Origin of the sequence: Chitinophaga sp. sic0106, from assembly GCF_019219075.1 — a bacterium.
In the GTDB taxonomy this organism is placed as follows: domain Bacteria; phylum Bacteroidota; class Bacteroidia; order Chitinophagales; family Chitinophagaceae; genus Chitinophaga.
This window is the reverse complement of record NZ_JAHUWJ010000003.1, coordinates 315,870-331,448: the sequence shown is the minus strand read 5'-3', so window position 1 is coordinate 331,448 and position 15,579 is coordinate 315,870. Positions and strand designations below refer to the sequence as shown.

Here is a 15,579-nt window from a genome sequence, read left to right as displayed (position 1 = left end):
TACCGTTATGATCAAGCTGCACAACATCGAAAAGGTATACCGTACCGACACCATCGAAACGCTCGCCCTCAACGGCATCAGTCTGGATATTCAGAAAGGTGAATTCCTATCTGTGATGGGTCCGTCGGGCTGCGGTAAAAGCACCCTGCTCAATATTATGGGCCTGCTGGACGAGCCTTCCTCCGGCGATATCAGCATCGCCGGCGAAAAAATCGATCGCATGAGTGACCAGCAACTGGCACACTTCCGTAATAAGCGGCTGGGCTTTATTTTCCAGAGCTACCACCTGATCAACGACCTGCACGTGCTCGACAACGTGGAGCTGCCGCTGCTGTACCGCAAGGTGAGCGCCAAGGAACGCCGCCGCCTGGCCACGCAGGCCCTGGAAAAAGTAGGGCTGAGCAATCGCCTGAAACACTTTCCTACCCAGCTTTCCGGCGGACAAAAACAACGCGTTGCCATTGCCCGCGCCATCGTAGGCGAGCCGGAAATTATCCTGGCCGATGAACCTACCGGTAACCTGGACAGTGCTATGGGCAATGAAATCATGGATATACTGCTGCAACTCAACAGCAGGGATAAAACTACCATTGTAATGGTGACCCACGACGAAGTGATGGCAAAAAAAACACACCGGCTCGTACGCCTGTTCGATGGCACACAGGTGCAATGATTCACCCTTAACTATGCAGCTATGCTCAAGAATTATTTTAAAATTGCGATCGCTATACTTAACAGAAGGAAGTTTTTCACCTTCGTCAGCCTGTTCGGGATCAGCTTTACCCTGGCTACTTTGCTGGTGTTAACAGCTTTTATAGAAAAGATTGTAAATGATGACTACCCCGATAGAAAACGGGCCAGATCCCTTTATCTGACAGGCATTGAGGAAAATGGCCCGCAGTCGATGGTGAGCTCGTCATTATCACTCAGCTATATCAACCGCTATTTGAAAACGATGAAAACGCCCGTCGATGTAGGATATTATACCGCCAGAGTTGGTACAAATACTTATCATGCAGGTAAAAAAATCGGCATCGCTTTCCGTTATGTGAATGGCAGTTTCTGGAATATACTCGATTTCGATTTCCTGGAAGGCAAGCCTTTTGATGCACAGCAGGTGAGCAACCGCGAAAAAGTAACGGTGATTACAGAAGACCTGCGGCGACAATATTTCGGGGAAGATGTGCAGGCGGTTGGTCAGTTGATTGAAGCAGACAACCAACAGTTTCGTGTAGCCGGTGTAGTAAAGAACGTGCCGGGAACCACCTATTTTTTCAGCGGCGACATGTATATTCCCTATACGGTAGCCAATGAAAGCGAAACAGGGCAAAGCTATCATGGCGAGTACAATGCCATTTTGCTGGGCGCCAGCGCTCACGACCTCCCTGCTATGCAAACAGAATACAATAATGTGGTGGGCCGCCTCAAACCCAGTGATAAGTCGTATGATAAAGTGCTCAGTTATGCCGACTACTATTCGGATGCCTACCTGCGTACCGGCAATATGAGCAAGCCCCTAAAACGCTGGGTATATAGCGTGATAGGCGGGTTTGTATTTTTGCTGTTATTCCTTCCATCAGTGAACCTGGTGAATATCAATCTGACCCGGATTATGGAGCGAAGCTCTGAAATTGCTGTCCGTAAAGCCTTTGGAGCATCATCTAATACATTGGTTTATCAGTTTGTAGTAGAGAATATTATCCTCACTTTGCTGGGAGGTGTCGTAGGCTGTTTACTGGCTGTGGTGATGCTGTATATTTTTAACCAGGCTGCCATACTGCCACATGTAACCTTACACCTCAACCCGGTGGTACTGGTAATAGGACTGATTACCTGCCTGGTGTTTGGTCTGGTATCCGGCGTGTACCCTGCCTGGCGTATGTCGCGGCTGGCCATTGTAAAAGCATTGAAAGCCTGATTCTGCTGATCTTTAAAAATGAAATTATGTTTCCTCATCTGATAAAACTCATCTGGAACCGAAAAGGCCGCCACCTGTTGCTGGTGGTAGAAATCCTGGTGTCGTTTCTCGTCATCTTCGGGCTCACCAGTTTAATGGTCACCTACTACCGCAGCTATGCCCAGCCTGCAAATATGAATGAAACCAATGTATGGGAAGTGAGCTTTTCGGGTGCCAGATATCCAAAAGGTAAAGATTCCATGCGTTTGTACACCGACCTGGTAAAGCAGGAGCTGTTGCAAATGCCTGAAATAAAAAGCGTATCCTTATCCGGTAACAATACCCCGTTTTCTACCAATTTTAACCAGAGTGGTTTTAATTATCAGGGTAAGACCGTAACCTCCATTAATACTTACCGGGGGGAAGACAACTACCAGCAACTCCTGCAGCTGGAAGTACTGGAGGGACGCTGGTTTTCAAAAGAAGATGAAGTGTATAAAAACAAGCCGATCATCATAGGTGAGCGGGTGAAAGAAGAAATGTTTGGATCGGTTTCGCCCATCAATAAAATACTGGGCGAAGAAGAAACAGGCTTCCGTGTAATAGGCGTGATGAAGGAACCTAAGTTCCAGGGCGACTATTTAAGCTCCGGTTACTCCGCCTTTATGCGCATCAATAATAGTGACCTGGAATGGATCAGGAATATGCTCCTCCGCGTAGATCCTGCTGTAGCCAATGATGCCACTTTTGAAGGAAAGCTCTATAAAAAACTGGGTTCACTTTTTCATAAGGCCAATATTGAAATTCATCACCTGAGCGAACGGCACCGGGAGAAAGACCGGCAGGCTATTATTCCGGTGGTGATCGTGCTGATAGTGGCCACTTTTATGATCATCAATGTAGCCCTTGGCATGTTTGGTGTGCTGTGGTATAATATCAATAAACGCCGCAGTGAAATAGGCTTGCGCAGAGCTGTAGGCGCTACCGGTGCGGACATCAACCGGCAGCTGGTGGGTGAGTCGATGGTGATTGCCAGCTTTGCCCTGGTAATAGGCGTTTTCTTTGCCGTGCAGTTTCCGCTGATGCATGTATTTAATGTACCTACAGCGAGTTATTTTATCGCCATCGGATTGAGTGTATTGTTTATATATTTGCTGGTGCTGCTTTGTTCGTTTTATCCGGGAAAACAGGCTGCGGCCATATTCCCGGCGGTAGCACTGCATGAAGATTAATAACGGAAGATGATACTGATTGTAGATGATGATATAGCCGTAAGGACTTCCCTCCAGCTGATGCTGGAGGGAGCGTCGTTCCCGTCGGTATGTGCCGACGGGCATGATGCCGCGTTACGGCAGCTGGCGCTGCACCCCGTGCAGCTGGTGATACTGGATATGAACTTTACGCCGGAAACCAGCGGTAAGGAAGGGCTGGCGCTGCTACGCAACATCCGGGAGGATTATCCCAACATCCCTGTGATCCTGATCACCGGCTGGGCTACCATCCAGCTGGCAGTGGAAGGGATGAAGCTGGGAGCGGCAGATTTTATCAACAAACCCTGGAGCAACGATCATTTGCTGCAGTCCATCCGTACGGCCTTGCAGCTCAGGGAGCAGCAGCCGCAACCTGCTATCCGCCAGGAGCTGGATAGCCGCTACCGCTTCGGGCAGATCATAGGCCAGGACCCACAGCTGCTGCAGGTGCTGGAAACCATTGGTCGTATAGCCGCTACCGATGCCCCCGTGCTGATCACCGGCGAAAGTGGTACAGGTAAGGAGCTGATTGCTGAGGCTATACATGAAAACAGCGGCCGCGCTACCAAACCTTTTGTAAAAGTGAATCTGGGCGGAATTTCCGCTACCTTGTTTGAAAGTGAAATGTTTGGACATGTACGGGGCGCCTTCACCGACGCGCGCAACGACCGGATAGGCCGTTTTGAAATGGCCCATAAAGGCACCATCTTTCTTGATGAAATCGGCGACCTGGATGCGGCTTCGCAGGTAAAGCTCTTACGGGTATTACAGGACCGCACCTACGAAGTGCTGGGGAGTAGTCGCACTAAAATGGTAGATGTACGCGTGGTATGCGCCACCAACCGGAACCTCGGAGAAATGGTAGCACAGGGGCTTTTCCGGGAAGATCTCCTATACCGCATCAATCTCATCTCCATAAAACTACCGGCACTACGGGAACGCACCTCCGATATTCCGCTGTTGCTGGATTTTTTTACCGGCAACCTGAAGGAAATATACCGCCGCCCGGCGCTGGGCATTGCCCCGGCAGCGGTGAAATGGCTGAGCAAACAGCCGTTTCCGGGTAACATCCGGCAGTTTAAAAACCTGGTGGAACGCACGATTTTACTGGCGCCCAAAGACCTGCTGGACGTAGATGATTTTCAGGGACACCTGAGTGCCACCGCCACCGGTACCAATGGCAGGCAGCTGCCGGCAGTAGGAGAGTTTACGCTGGAAGAAATGGAAGTGCTGATGATTCGCAAAGCCATGGAATTCCACCGCAATAAGGTTTCCAGGGCAGCCGCTTCTTTAGGATTAACCCGCAGCGCGTTGTACCGCCGCCTCGAAAAGTATAATATTCCCTACGATGAAACTGAGGATTAAATATCTCCTGTTCCTGGGCATCCTGCACCTGGTGATACTGGTGCTTTGCTGGTTCCTGTTCGTAGAAAACAGGATCTGGTTTATGGTGAGTGAATCGCTGGTGCTCGTGTCGGCCATTATCGCCTGGCGACTCTACCGCCAGCTGGCGCGGCCACTGGGCTTTCTGATGCGTGGGGTAGATGCCATCCGGGAGCGCGATTTCAATGTCAAGTTTCAGTCTACCGGGCAGCATGAACTGGACAAGCTCATCACTGTGTATAACAACATGATCGACGAGTTGCGTAAGGAAAGGGTAAAGCAGGAACAGCAGCATTTTTTTCTCGAAAAACTGATTCAAACCTCGCCCACCGGCATCATTATCCTGGATTATGAAGATGTGGTGCAGCAGGCCAATCCAAAAGCCTTGCAGGTGCTGGGTACGAGCGAAAATATGGTGAACCGCAAAAGTATAGCGGAATTGCAACATCCCGTATGGCGCGAAATTGCAGCGTTGCAGTCGGGCAAGTCCCACACCATCACGCTGGATGGTATCTCTACCTATAAAATTCAAAAATCACATTTTATTGACCGGGGCTTTCCCCGGCATTTCATCATGATCGAAGAGCTGACCGAAGAAATGCTGGCGGCGGAGAAAAAGGCCTATGGTAAAGTGATTCGAATGATGGCCCATGAAGTGAACAATACGATTGGTCCGGTGAATTCTATTTTGCAGTCCGTGCAAAATTCTCCCTGCATTCCCCGCGAAGGCTTGCTGATGGATAGTTTGCAGGTGGCCATTGATCGTAATTACAACCTCAATACCTTCATGCGTAACTTCGCTGATGTGGTACGATTGCCCACCGCTAACCTGGCGCCCCTCTCTTTAAACAGGCTGCTGGAGCATACCTGTATGCTGTTGCAACCTGCTGCAAATGGGCAGCAGGCTAGCTTGCAGTTGGAGTTTGTTTCCGGAGAGATGCAGGTGCAGGCGGATCAGCAGCTGCTCGAGCAGGCAATGATCAATATTATCAAAAACGCCCTGGAAGCGGTAAACGGCGCAGGGAAGGTGGTGGTAACCCTGGACGCTGCACAACGCAGGCTAACGGTAACGGATAATGGAAAAGGTATCAGCGAAGCCGTGGCCGCACAACTGTTCACGCCTTTCTTCAGCAATAAGAAAGATGGACAAGGCATAGGACTCACTCTGGTAAAGGAAATTCTGTTACAGCACGGCTTTGCTTTTTCATTGAAAACAGTAGCACCTGGTCAAACGGTGTTTACGATCGACCTATGATTCCGCCATGGTCACGTCCATGAGGAAGTCGAAGAGGTTCGTCTCCCCCGGAATTTCCAGTTTTTTACGTAAGCGATAGCGGCTGGTTTCCACGCCACGTACGGATATGCCCATTGTTTGCGCCATCTCTTTTGTAGTGAGATTGATACGCAGGTAAGCACATAGTTTCAGATCGGTAGTGGTCAGCTCCGGATATTTTTTCTTCAGGGTAAGGAGGAAGTTGTTATGTACTTCATCGAAGTGCCGGGAGAATTCAGTCCAGTCGTCCTCGTTGTTTTCCGCTTCTTCGAACAGCTTCAACACTTTACGGAACTTAGGCATGGGTGCGGGATCGCTGAGCTTTTTAATGGCCTCCAGGAAGGCCTCTTTAATATCCGACAGTGTTTTTCCTTTCTGCACAATATTCATGGCGGCGGTGGCCAGCTCCTTGTTTTTATGTTGTACATCCGCCTGCAGCTTTTCATTGCGGAGCTTGACCAATTGCATTTCATGGCGTTCCATTTCCAGCTGGTGGCTTACGATGAGCTGTTCCTGTTCTTTTAAATGCCGCTGTTGCTGTGCTGCCAGGCGTTTGCGCTGGCGTTGGTACACCAGGTAGCCGGCAAGCACTAACAGTAACACATATACGCAGCAGGCGAGCCAGGTTTGGTACCATGCCGGCTGAATATAAAAACTGTAAGTAGCCAGTGGTGAAATGTTGCCCATGTTATCCTTCGCTTTCACGAGGAAGCGGTAATGGCCGAAAGGCAGGTTGGTATATTCTTTCTCCGTTTTGGGCGACCATTCCGAAAATTCTTTATCGTAGCCTTCCAGCTGGTAGGCGTATAATATATTACTGTTCTGGTTGATAGCGGGAGAAGAAAATTCAAACCGGAAATTGCGGAAGGCATTGGGTAGTCCGGGCTCGTTTGCCGTGCTGGTGCCGGGATAGCCGCCATATAGCAGGCTATCCGTGCGACGGGTGCCGGTCAGGATAGCGCCCATCAGTACCTTAGGGCCGATGTGTTGCTGGTTGTATTTTTTATAGTTGAGATGTATAAGTCCCTTATCACCTGCCAGCAGAATATTTTCATCATCATACGGATAAATAAATTCAAACCCGGTAATGATATGATCTGTGAGCTCCGGGAAATAAATGATGCGGTTGGCTTTGGTATCGGCCAGGCCTACTTTGTTGGCGGATACGAACCAGATATTTCCTTTGTCATCTTCGCGGAGATATTGCACGGGCAGCTGCTGGAACAGAGGTTGCCATTTTTTGGAGGGTGCAAATTTATTGGTGGCCGGCTGGTATTCGTATATGCCTGCCTGTGTGGCGGCCACCATTTTGCCTTGCAGGGTAAATACAAAATTATTATCGTTAGATGGTAAGCCATCTTTTTGCGTGTACAAGTCAAATTGCAGGGAGTCGTTGATAAAGTGCAGGTGGTAGATGCCCCTGTAAGGGTGGGAGGACCATACGTGATCCGCATCATCAGGTGCGAGGAAACGCAGTGACTCATACAGCCCGTTGATATGGCGCTTCATGGTGAATTTTCCCTGCTGCAAGGTAGCGGCGGCCAGGCCATTGTAGCAGCCGGTGATCAGGCGGTCGCCTACCGGTAGGTAGGTCCAGCTGCCGATGTCTGTCAGCAAAGGTGTAACGTTCGTGTTATTAATTTCAAACGTGCCGTCGTTATGTCCCATTAACAGGTGTTCATTATACACGTGCAGGTTCCAGACTTGTCCGGATGTTTTAGGGATGCGTGTGAAGGTGCCTTTGGACAAGCTGATATCGGGGCTGTTGTCGAGGGTGGAGACGTATAGTCCATCGATGGTGCCTACATAGAGTTTATGCTGAAATATGCTGGCGGTGTAAGCGCCGAGCAGGTTGCCTTTATCAGGAGCAATGCGTTTGATGGCGGCGTTGTAGTGGAGGTTGTCGATTCCGTTTTCGAGGGTGAGCCACAGGTTGCTGCGGGCATCACTGAAAATGCGGAGGATGTTATTGCTTTGCAGGCCTTCGTTGCTGGTGAACTGTTGGAGGATGCGGCCACTGGGCAGGTCTATAATATACAGGCCGTTGGTGAAAGTACCGATGGCGTATTGGGTAGGGCTGAGTTGTAAGCCGCAGTAGATATGAGTGTTACGGAAAGCCTCGTCTGCTGCTGTCACCACAGGAATTACCTGGTTCTGATATATTTTATACAATCCGTTTTTGATGGTGGCTACCAGGAGGGTATCATTACTTTCGCTGAGCACGGCGCTGATCACCAGTTGCTGATTGGTGATGGAAGTGCACCATAATTTCCATTGATTGTTTTCGAAGCGGTAAAGGCCTACGGCATTGTCTTCCGCATAAAGGTGTTTACCGCTGGAGCCCATGATCTTCCATTCCATCCCGGAAAAAGTAACGTCAATTTTACCCTTATTATCCAGGCGGAATATTTTGTTATTGGTGCGGAAAAAAATGTAGCCATCTATTGCTGCTATGTTCCATACATCTGCGAACTGGCGTTTGCCTTCCGGTATATTTTGTTTGAGGGAGGTGTATACCAGGTTACCATTTTTATCAGGGAGAAAATAACCGAAATCATCCTGGGCGCCTACGTATATACGGCCATCAGGCGTGGCTTTAACGGAGCGCACGCGGGTTTTATTAGGCACGGGGTGCAGGTGCCAGTTGCTGCCATTGAAGGTGATGAGGCCTTCGTTGTTGGCAAAGTAGAGGATACCATTTTTATCCATGGTCACATCGTAGGTCTGCCCGTTGCCTTTATACACAGTACGATCGTAGTTGGCAATGGCAGGAAGTCCGATAGTTTGCTGAGCGGATAACGTGGTGCTTACCAGTAACAGTATAAGGAATAGCAGATGCCCGATAAACTTCATGATGGTAAATGTAAAAATTTTTTGTTGTAGTAGGTATGACGTGTTGAATTTGATGGGCAATACTGGCACAATCGCGGGGGTGTAGTAGAAATGACGTACCCTGAAATGCAGCAATGTCGGGACTTTTACAGACTTTAGCGGTAGAGATTTACGAGCTATTAATTCACGTTTACGTATGCGATTTCACGGTTATGCTACCTCTTTTGCCAAAAGAGTAATGGTACTTTCAACGCTTCTTTTACTGTTCGGATTACTGGCTAACGGTCAGGGATATCTCAAAGCGAAGGGTCATATTATTGTCAACGGGAAAAATGAAAAGGTGATCCTCAGGGGGATGGGCCTGGGCGGCTGGATGCTGCAGGAAGGTTACATGTTCCGGTTGGGGAGTGTAGGGCAGCAATATAAAATCAAAGCGAAAATACAGGAGCTGGTAGGACCGGAGAAAACGGCGGATATATATAATACCTGGATCACCAGTCATACCAATAAAGCAGATATCGATTCGCTGGCGGCATGGGGGTTTAATTCTGTGCGACTCCCCATGCATTATGAACTATACACGCCGGCGGTAGAAGATGAGCCGGTAGCGGGACAGCAAACCTGGAAGGAAGCCGGCTTTGCGCTTACTGATTCTTTACTGGCCTGGTGTAAGGCCAATCATTTATACCTGATCCTGGATTTGCATGCGGCTCCTGGCGGGCAGGGGCACGACCTGCCGATTTCCGACAGGCATCCCGAGCGGCCGTCGCTGTGGGAGAGTGCCGCGAACCAGGAAAAAACTATTGCGCTGTGGAAGCAGCTGGCAACGCGTTATGCCAACGAGCCATGGATTGGGGGGTACGACATCATCAATGAGCCTAACTGGGGATTTGAAGATCCGGCAGATAAGTCAGGAGGTAAGGAGAAAACCAATGCCCCGCTGAAAAAGCTGATGCAGGAGATTACTGCTGCGATCAGGGAGGTGGATAAAAAGCATATAATCATCATAGAAGGCAATGCGTTTGGAAACAACTATAACGGCATACTACCAACGTGGGATGACAATATGGTGTTGAGTTTCCATAAGTATGGCAACTTCCCCGATGAAGCGTCTATCGCACGCTTTAAAGCATTGCGGGAGCAGTACAATGTGCCGCTGTGGTTAGGGGAGTCAGGTGAAAACAGTAACAACTGGTATCAGCATGTGATCAGTTTGGTGGAGCGTAATGATATTGGTTGGGCCTGGTGGCAGCAAAAGAAGATAGGGATGAACCAGCCTATGGAGATTCTTATTAATCCAGGGTTTCAGGCAATACTCGATTACTGGAGCGGAAAGGGGGAGCAGCCATCAGCGGAGGAAGCATATACATCTCTCCTACAGTTTGTAAGTAATACAAGAGCAGAGAATACAGTGGTACACAGAGATGTAGTGGACGCGATGTTCAGGCAGATCCATAGTACGGAGGCGATTCCATTCCGGGAGCATGTGATTGGCAATGCCGCGGTAGTGAAAGCGGTGGATTACGACCTGGGGCCTAACGGTTACGCCTATAGTGATGTAGATACGGCGAGTTATCATTATACGCCCGGTATAAACACCCGTGGTAACCGGGGCATGGCTTACCGCAATGATGGCGTGGATATCAAGGCCGACAAAGGAGCTTATTACATATTTAATACGGCAGATACTGAATGGTTGCAATACACTGTAAAAGTGCCAAAAGCAGGGAGTTACACTATTAATCTGACAGTGGCTAAAGACAGCGCCGACGCGCAGCTGGAGGTACAGGTAAACGGCAAGACCGTGGCAACGGGCCTGGCGGTGCCGGCTACAGCAGGGTGGCAGCAGGTAACTGTGCCGGCTGTGAAGCTGGACAAAGGTGAAAACCGCATCCGTGTGGTGTTTGCCAAAGGAGGCTGTTTATTTAGTCAACTGGAATTTAAAAGGAAGTAATTATGAAGACAGTATATCACCCCTCTATTGTTAACTTTTATAAGTGTAAAACCCATGAAAGCAAATCCATTCCACGTGGGCGTATGCGTAATGCTGGCCCTGATGTCCTGTTCAAAGGACCATGAAAATAAAACACAGCAGCCTGTCGATAGTAAAGCTAAAGCTGCTACAGAAGCCGTACTCGTTTGGTCTGATGAGTTCAATGGTTCCGGTGTAAATACCAACAACTGGAATTTTGAAATAGGTCCAAACGTAAATAATGAGAAACAATATTATCAGGCGGCCAATGCCAGCGTAGCAAATGGCAACCTGGTGATTACTGCGAGGAAGCAAAGTGTGGGCGGGATGCCGTATACCTCTGCCCGTTTGAATACTTCGGGACATTTCAGCGTAAAGTATGGCCGTATAGAAGCCAGTATCAAGCTGCCTTCCGGTCAGGGTTTATGGCCAGCCTTCTGGATGCTGGGTAACAACATCGGTTCGGTAGGATGGCCCAAATGCGGGGAAATTGATATTATGGAGCGGGTCAATACCGCCAATACCATGTATGGTACGATCCACTGGGATGCTAACGGACATGTGTCCTACGGCGGCACCACCACGACTACACCGGAAAATTACCACGTGTATGCGATAGAGTGGGATGCGAGCAGTATCCGCTGGTACATCGACAATGTTCAGTTTGCGACAGCGAATATTCTGAACAATATTAACAGTACCGAGGAGTTCCATAATCCGTTCTTTATAATATTAAATCTTGCTGTGGCAGGTGATTTCCCGGGTCAGACCGTGGATGAGAGTAAGCTGCCGGCAAGTATGTATGTAGACTATGTACGTGTGTATTCCCTGACGCAAACGTCCACCCCAATTGGGCAAACTATTACGCTACGGGGCTTTAACAATGCTTATGTAAGTGGGGAGAACGGTACGCAGGCGATGACCTGTACCCGTGCGACCGCTCAGGCCTGGGAGCAGTTTACCGTGGTGGATGCCGGTGGCGGAAAGGTGGCACTACAGTCTATGGGAAAATATGTTTCGTCAGAAAACGGCGTCAATCCGGTTACTTGTAATCGCACCACTATTGGCGACTGGGAAAAGTTTGACTGGGTGGTGAATGCTGACGGCACCATATCGCTGCGGGGCAATAATGGCAGGTACGTGTCATCGGAAAACGGGACACAGGCAATGACTTGCAACCGTACTGCGATTGGAGGCTGGGAAGCCTTTCATATCTAGTTATTTTTGGGTGATGTATCAGGCCACGCTTTCTAGCGTGGCTTTTCTGTTTAATGGAGTTTGGATCTTGCCATCGGGCAGACTCAAATGGAGTAAAATAAAAAGGTGGACCAATGCCCACCTTTTCGCTTAAATCTAACCTTATGAATGGAAAAAGAAATTACTGCTGTTCTTTCTTCTTTTTCGCGTGATCGACGATCGCGCCGGTACCGGCACCTACGCCTGCACCGATGAGGGTACCAAGAGCGGCGCCTTTAACACGGTCATTTTTGTTGACTACTGCTCCGGTAACAGCACCAGCACCAGCGCCTACAACGGCACCTTTGGCGGTGTGGCTCCATGAGCTAAAGCCTTTCTTTTTCTTGGTTTCAGCAGGAGCTGCCGCTGCTGTGGTTCCATCGGCAGGAGCTGTGTATTCAGCAGGAGAATACCCGCTTTCGCTTGCACCTTTTCCACGTTTTTTGCCAACCTGGTTCATGGAATCAATTACCTGTTGTTTAGCAAGGTTGACGTTGTTGATAGAATCAATAGTCATTTTCTTTGCTTCCTCAATAGCTGCCTGGTCGGGCTGGCTTTTGCACGAAAAAAGTGCTACAGCCGCAGTAACGGCTATGAGAGTTATACGCATATGTTGTAGTATTTAGTTACGTGATAGTGATAGTAAATAGGCAAAAAGCATGCCATTAAATTATTTGTTAATTGTAAGAATATGGTTATTAATTCTTTATATATATAATCTGTATTGTTAAACTCTTTTTAATTGATTTGAGCAGCTTATATAGGGACGCAAATGTAATATATTTTCGTTTATTCTTATGCGTTTGGAGAATGTTAACTGAGTGATTTTTGAACAAGGATAAAACTCGTGAGTTCGTAGGATCTATTGCTACGTCAAACCCAAGAAAAACAAGTAGTTTACTGCATTTTGAATACCTTTACGCCTTCTTTTTAATCAATAATGCGGCATTATGAATTTTATTGAGGTAAGCGGAATCAGCAAAAAGTTACAGGACCAGCCTATATTAAAGGATATCAACTTTATACAGCCGCAGTTTCAGCAGCTGGCCATTGCCGGGGCCACCGGCTCAGGTAAGAGTACCTTATTGAAGATTATTTCCGGCCTTATACAAACAGACGAGGGAACAGTGCGTTTCAACGGTACCAGGGTAAAGGGGCCGCTGGAAGTGCTTTTACCGGGTCATCCGGGGATTGCGTATTTATCGCAGCACTTTGAACTGCGCAATAACTTCCGCGTGGAGGAAATCCTGGAGCGCGACAACAAGCTCGTTGACGAAGATGCCATGCATGTATACGAGGTATGCCGTATTACCCATCTCTTTAAAAGAAAGAACGACCAGATATCCGGAGGGGAGCGCCAGCGCGTAGCGCTGGCAAGACTGCTGACCACCGCACCGCAGCTGCTGGTGCTTGATGAGCCCTATTCCAACCTGGATATGATTCATAAACAACAACTCAAAGATGTGATTGCTGATGTAGCCAGTGAGCTGTCCATCACCTGTATCCTCACTTCCCATGATCCACTGGATGTATTATCGTGGGCCGATCGCATCCTGATTATGCGTGCGGGGGAAATTGTGCAGGACGGGACACCACAGGAGGTGTACCTTGAACCGGCTGATGATTACTGCGCGGCCTTGTTTGGCAAATTCAATAAAGTCTCCCTGAAAGGAAAAATAAAATTTGTACGCCCTGAAAATATTGTACTGACTAAAGGAAAGGGCATTAATGCTACCGTTGTTGCCGTAAAATATTTTGGTTCCCATGAGGAGGCATTGTTAGACACCGGGGAGGAACAATTACGGGCCAGCTTCCATGCAGGCACCGTTAAACAAGGGCAGGACGTAACTATCAAAATATTATAGTACACAGGGGTTTATAAAAAAAACTGAAAATCTGATTTAATATTTTTACCTTAATCTGGCGGAAGGCAGCAGGAAAAACCAACAAGAACAGTGAAAACTGCCAGGATACCGTGATTTGCAATAGTCAACCAAAGTAGCAGGCGTAACCACCTGTAATTTTATCAGTGCCAGTATTCCATGCATAAGCAGCCAGATTCCGAAATTTTGGAGGGGTTGAGGGCGGGTGATAGTGCCGCATTCGATTCCTTGTTTACAAAGTATTATGAAATGCTTTGTCTGAACGCCCATTGGTATATCCGTAATGAGGAAGAATCACAGGACCTGGTGCAATCGTTTTTCCTGCATGTTTGGGATAAGAAATTATACTTAAATTTGGAAGGTGATGTAAAAGGATACCTTTTCCAGGCAGTAAAAAACCGTTGCCTGAATCATCTCAGGTATCAGAAGGCTCAACGGGAAAAACAGGCTGTATTCAGCCAGCTCCAGGAAGATGCGGATATTGTCCATGAAAAAGCACCGGACTATTCCTGCCAGTTAAATGCCACCCTCGATGAAATGACCTGTCAGAAAAGAGCAGCGATACAGATGGTATACCTGCAGGGAAAGCGCTACCAGGAGGCTGCCGATGAAATGGGCATCAGCCTTAACTCCCTTAAAACGCATCTCAGGCGGGGATTAAAACTTTTACGTCATGCTATTATCCAGAAATAACCGCCATGGACAGAGATAGTATCCTCCAATTATATATCACACATTTTTCCGGGAATGCCACCCCGGAGGAGCAGCAACTGATCAGCGAAAAATTGCGTACAGATGCGGCCTTTTCCGCTGCCTGGCGAGAGCTGGAGCAGGAGGGCGCTGCGTTGAATCTGGAGGATTTTGTGCAACGCATGGATACCCAGCAGGCACTGTTACTAAACCATCAGCGGCGTAAGCACAGGGTCCGGATGCAATATGTGCGGATGGTAGCGGCAGCAGCAATTATGGTAAGCATCGCCATGGGGGCGGCATGGTACCTGTACCGGAACAATCCTGTTCACCGGCAGTTAAATACGCTTGCCGTAGCAGAAAAGGTTCCTATCCGTTTACAAACAAGAAACGGGGAGGTGATTACGCTCGACCCGTCTGATAGTGCCCACGTTTTACGTATAGGCAACGCCGTTATATCCTCGCACGCAGGGGGCATGAGTTATACCTCCGCGGATACTGCACAGAATTCCCTGACAGTACCAGCCGGTCAGCAATACAAAATTGTATTATCAGATGGTTCGGAAGTATGGCTGAATGCTGCGACCACCCTTAAATTTCCATTTCATTTTTCAGGTGGCTCCCGCGAAATATACCTCGATGGAGAAGCATATTTTAAAATAGCCAAAGATCCCCAACGTCCGTTTGTAGTGCATACTGCACTAAATGATATAGATGTGCTGGGTACTGCATTTAATATTAATACCTATTCTTCTGCTAACGTACAAACATCCCTTACCAGTGGCCGTGTGATGGTGCATAACCGTCAACATACCGTGCAGCAATTGCTGCAACCGGGCAGGCAGGCATTGTATGATGGTAACAGCTTTAGTGTACAGTCGTTTGACGAAGAAGAGGTGCTGGCATGGCTGGAAGGCACCTGCTATTATCATAGCATGAACCTCCGGGAGCTTGCAGGCGTAGCTTCCAGGTTTTACGGTCTGGAGTTTACCATTGCGAACCAACAATTATTACAGCAATCCTTTACCGGTCTTATGAAACGCAATAGCCTGGAAGATTTTCTTTCCGATCTCAAAATAACCGGTAACATATCCTATACCATTCATAACAATGAGATTACCCTGAAATAGGCGCTTCCTTCTTTCCAAACAATCTTTCCATCT

The 15,579-nt window shown here is 48.3% G+C and carries 12 protein-coding genes; 10 read left to right on the top strand and 2 right to left on the bottom strand.

Going from position 1 to position 15,579, the window contains the following annotated elements; genetic code table 11:
- The first annotated feature begins 7 nt into the window (after positions 1-7).
- Genes KW844_RS06360 through KW844_RS06340 form a run of 5 tightly spaced genes read left to right on the top strand, consistent with a single transcriptional unit; the run spans position 8 to position 5,785 of the window.
- Positions 8-673: an ABC transporter ATP-binding protein gene (locus KW844_RS06360; protein WP_218375875.1), complete on the top strand. Its 666-nt coding sequence runs from the start codon at positions 8-10 to the stop codon at positions 671-673.
- Positions 674-694: 21 nt separating this feature from the next.
- Positions 695-1,918 carry an ABC transporter permease gene (locus KW844_RS06355; protein ID WP_218375874.1) on the top strand — a complete coding sequence of 408 codons (1,224 nt, stop codon included), beginning with the start codon at positions 695-697 and terminating at the stop codon, positions 1,916-1,918.
- A gap of 26 nt (positions 1,919-1,944) precedes the next feature.
- A complete protein-coding gene (locus KW844_RS06350; RefSeq protein ID WP_218375873.1) occupies positions 1,945-3,129 on the top strand; it encodes an ABC transporter permease in 1,185 nt (394 codons plus the stop codon).
- Positions 3,130-3,138: 9 nt separating this feature from the next.
- A complete protein-coding gene (locus KW844_RS06345) occupies positions 3,139-4,512 on the top strand; it encodes a sigma-54 dependent transcriptional regulator (protein WP_218375872.1) in 1,374 nt (457 codons plus the stop codon).
- Positions 4,496-5,785 (top strand): PAS domain-containing sensor histidine kinase, encoded by a 1,290-nt coding sequence (locus tag KW844_RS06340; protein WP_218375871.1) that lies wholly within the window; start codon positions 4,496-4,498, stop codon positions 5,783-5,785. Before KW844_RS06345 ends, KW844_RS06340 begins: the two co-directional genes overlap by 17 nt.
- Here the strand turns inward: KW844_RS06340 and KW844_RS06335 are convergent.
- Entirely contained in the window at positions 5,780-8,656 is a 2,877-nt protein-coding gene (locus KW844_RS06335) for a triple tyrosine motif-containing protein (protein WP_218375870.1), read from the bottom strand. The two genes, KW844_RS06340 and KW844_RS06335, sit on opposite strands and share 6 nt — an antisense overlap.
- A gap of 175 nt (positions 8,657-8,831) precedes the next feature.
- On the opposite strand from KW844_RS06335, the gene KW844_RS06330 reads away from it, so the two are divergent.
- Positions 8,832-10,589, top strand: a complete 1,758-nt coding sequence (locus tag KW844_RS06330; protein WP_255578250.1) for a cellulase family glycosylhydrolase — start codon at positions 8,832-8,834, stop codon at positions 10,587-10,589.
- A 54-nt stretch (positions 10,590-10,643) separates the two neighbouring features.
- On the top strand, positions 10,644-11,825 hold the full coding sequence (locus KW844_RS06325; RefSeq protein ID WP_255578249.1) for a family 16 glycosylhydrolase: 1,182 nt from the start codon (positions 10,644-10,646) through the stop codon (positions 11,823-11,825).
- A gap of 160 nt (positions 11,826-11,985) precedes the next feature.
- Here KW844_RS06325 and KW844_RS06320 read toward each other — a convergent pair whose 3' ends face one another.
- Positions 11,986-12,453: a glycine zipper domain-containing protein gene (locus KW844_RS06320; protein WP_218375869.1), complete on the bottom strand. Its 468-nt coding sequence runs from the start codon at positions 12,451-12,453 to the stop codon at positions 11,986-11,988.
- Positions 12,454-12,793: 340 nt separating this feature from the next.
- Here KW844_RS06320 and KW844_RS06315 point away from each other — a divergent pair, with 340 nt between their 5' ends.
- The 3 genes from KW844_RS06315 to KW844_RS06305 all read left to right on the top strand — a co-directional run bounded on the left by KW844_RS06315 (position 12,794) and on the right by KW844_RS06305 (position 15,546).
- A complete protein-coding gene (locus tag KW844_RS06315) occupies positions 12,794-13,708 on the top strand; it encodes an ABC transporter ATP-binding protein (protein WP_218375868.1) in 915 nt (304 codons plus the stop codon).
- A 177-nt stretch (positions 13,709-13,885) separates the two neighbouring features.
- Positions 13,886-14,419 (top strand): RNA polymerase sigma factor, encoded by a 534-nt coding sequence (locus tag KW844_RS06310; protein ID WP_218375867.1) that lies wholly within the window; start codon positions 13,886-13,888, stop codon positions 14,417-14,419.
- A 5-nt stretch (positions 14,420-14,424) separates the two neighbouring features.
- Positions 14,425-15,546, top strand: coding sequence for a FecR family protein (locus KW844_RS06305; protein WP_218375866.1), 1,122 nt, complete (start codon positions 14,425-14,427; stop codon positions 15,544-15,546).
- Positions 15,547-15,579: the final 33 nt, after the last annotated feature.

Excerpts from the sequence above, each read along its gene's own strand:
- KW844_RS06360 (WP_218375875.1), top strand. The coding sequence starts at position 8 with ATGATCAAGCTGCACAACATCGAAAAGGTATACCGTACCGACACCATC.
- KW844_RS06355 (WP_218375874.1), top strand. The coding sequence starts at position 695 with ATGCTCAAGAATTATTTTAAAATTGCGATCGCTATACTTAACAGAAGG.
- KW844_RS06350 (WP_218375873.1), top strand. The coding sequence starts at position 1,945 with ATGTTTCCTCATCTGATAAAACTCATCTGGAACCGAAAAGGCCGCCAC.
- KW844_RS06345 (WP_218375872.1), top strand. The coding sequence starts at position 3,139 with ATGATACTGATTGTAGATGATGATATAGCCGTAAGGACTTCCCTCCAG.
- KW844_RS06340 (WP_218375871.1), top strand. The coding sequence starts at position 4,496 with ATGAAACTGAGGATTAAATATCTCCTGTTCCTGGGCATCCTGCACCTG.
- KW844_RS06335 (WP_218375870.1), bottom strand. The coding sequence starts at position 8,656 with ATGAAGTTTATCGGGCATCTGCTATTCCTTATACTGTTACTGGTAAGC.
- KW844_RS06330 (WP_255578250.1), top strand. The coding sequence starts at position 8,832 with ATGCGATTTCACGGTTATGCTACCTCTTTTGCCAAAAGAGTAATGGTA.
- KW844_RS06325 (WP_255578249.1), top strand. The coding sequence starts at position 10,644 with ATGAAAGCAAATCCATTCCACGTGGGCGTATGCGTAATGCTGGCCCTG.
- KW844_RS06320 (WP_218375869.1), bottom strand. The coding sequence starts at position 12,453 with ATGCGTATAACTCTCATAGCCGTTACTGCGGCTGTAGCACTTTTTTCG.
- KW844_RS06315 (WP_218375868.1), top strand. The coding sequence starts at position 12,794 with ATGAATTTTATTGAGGTAAGCGGAATCAGCAAAAAGTTACAGGACCAG.
- KW844_RS06310 (WP_218375867.1), top strand. The coding sequence starts at position 13,886 with ATGCATAAGCAGCCAGATTCCGAAATTTTGGAGGGGTTGAGGGCGGGT.
- KW844_RS06305 (WP_218375866.1), top strand. The coding sequence starts at position 14,425 with ATGGACAGAGATAGTATCCTCCAATTATATATCACACATTTTTCCGGG.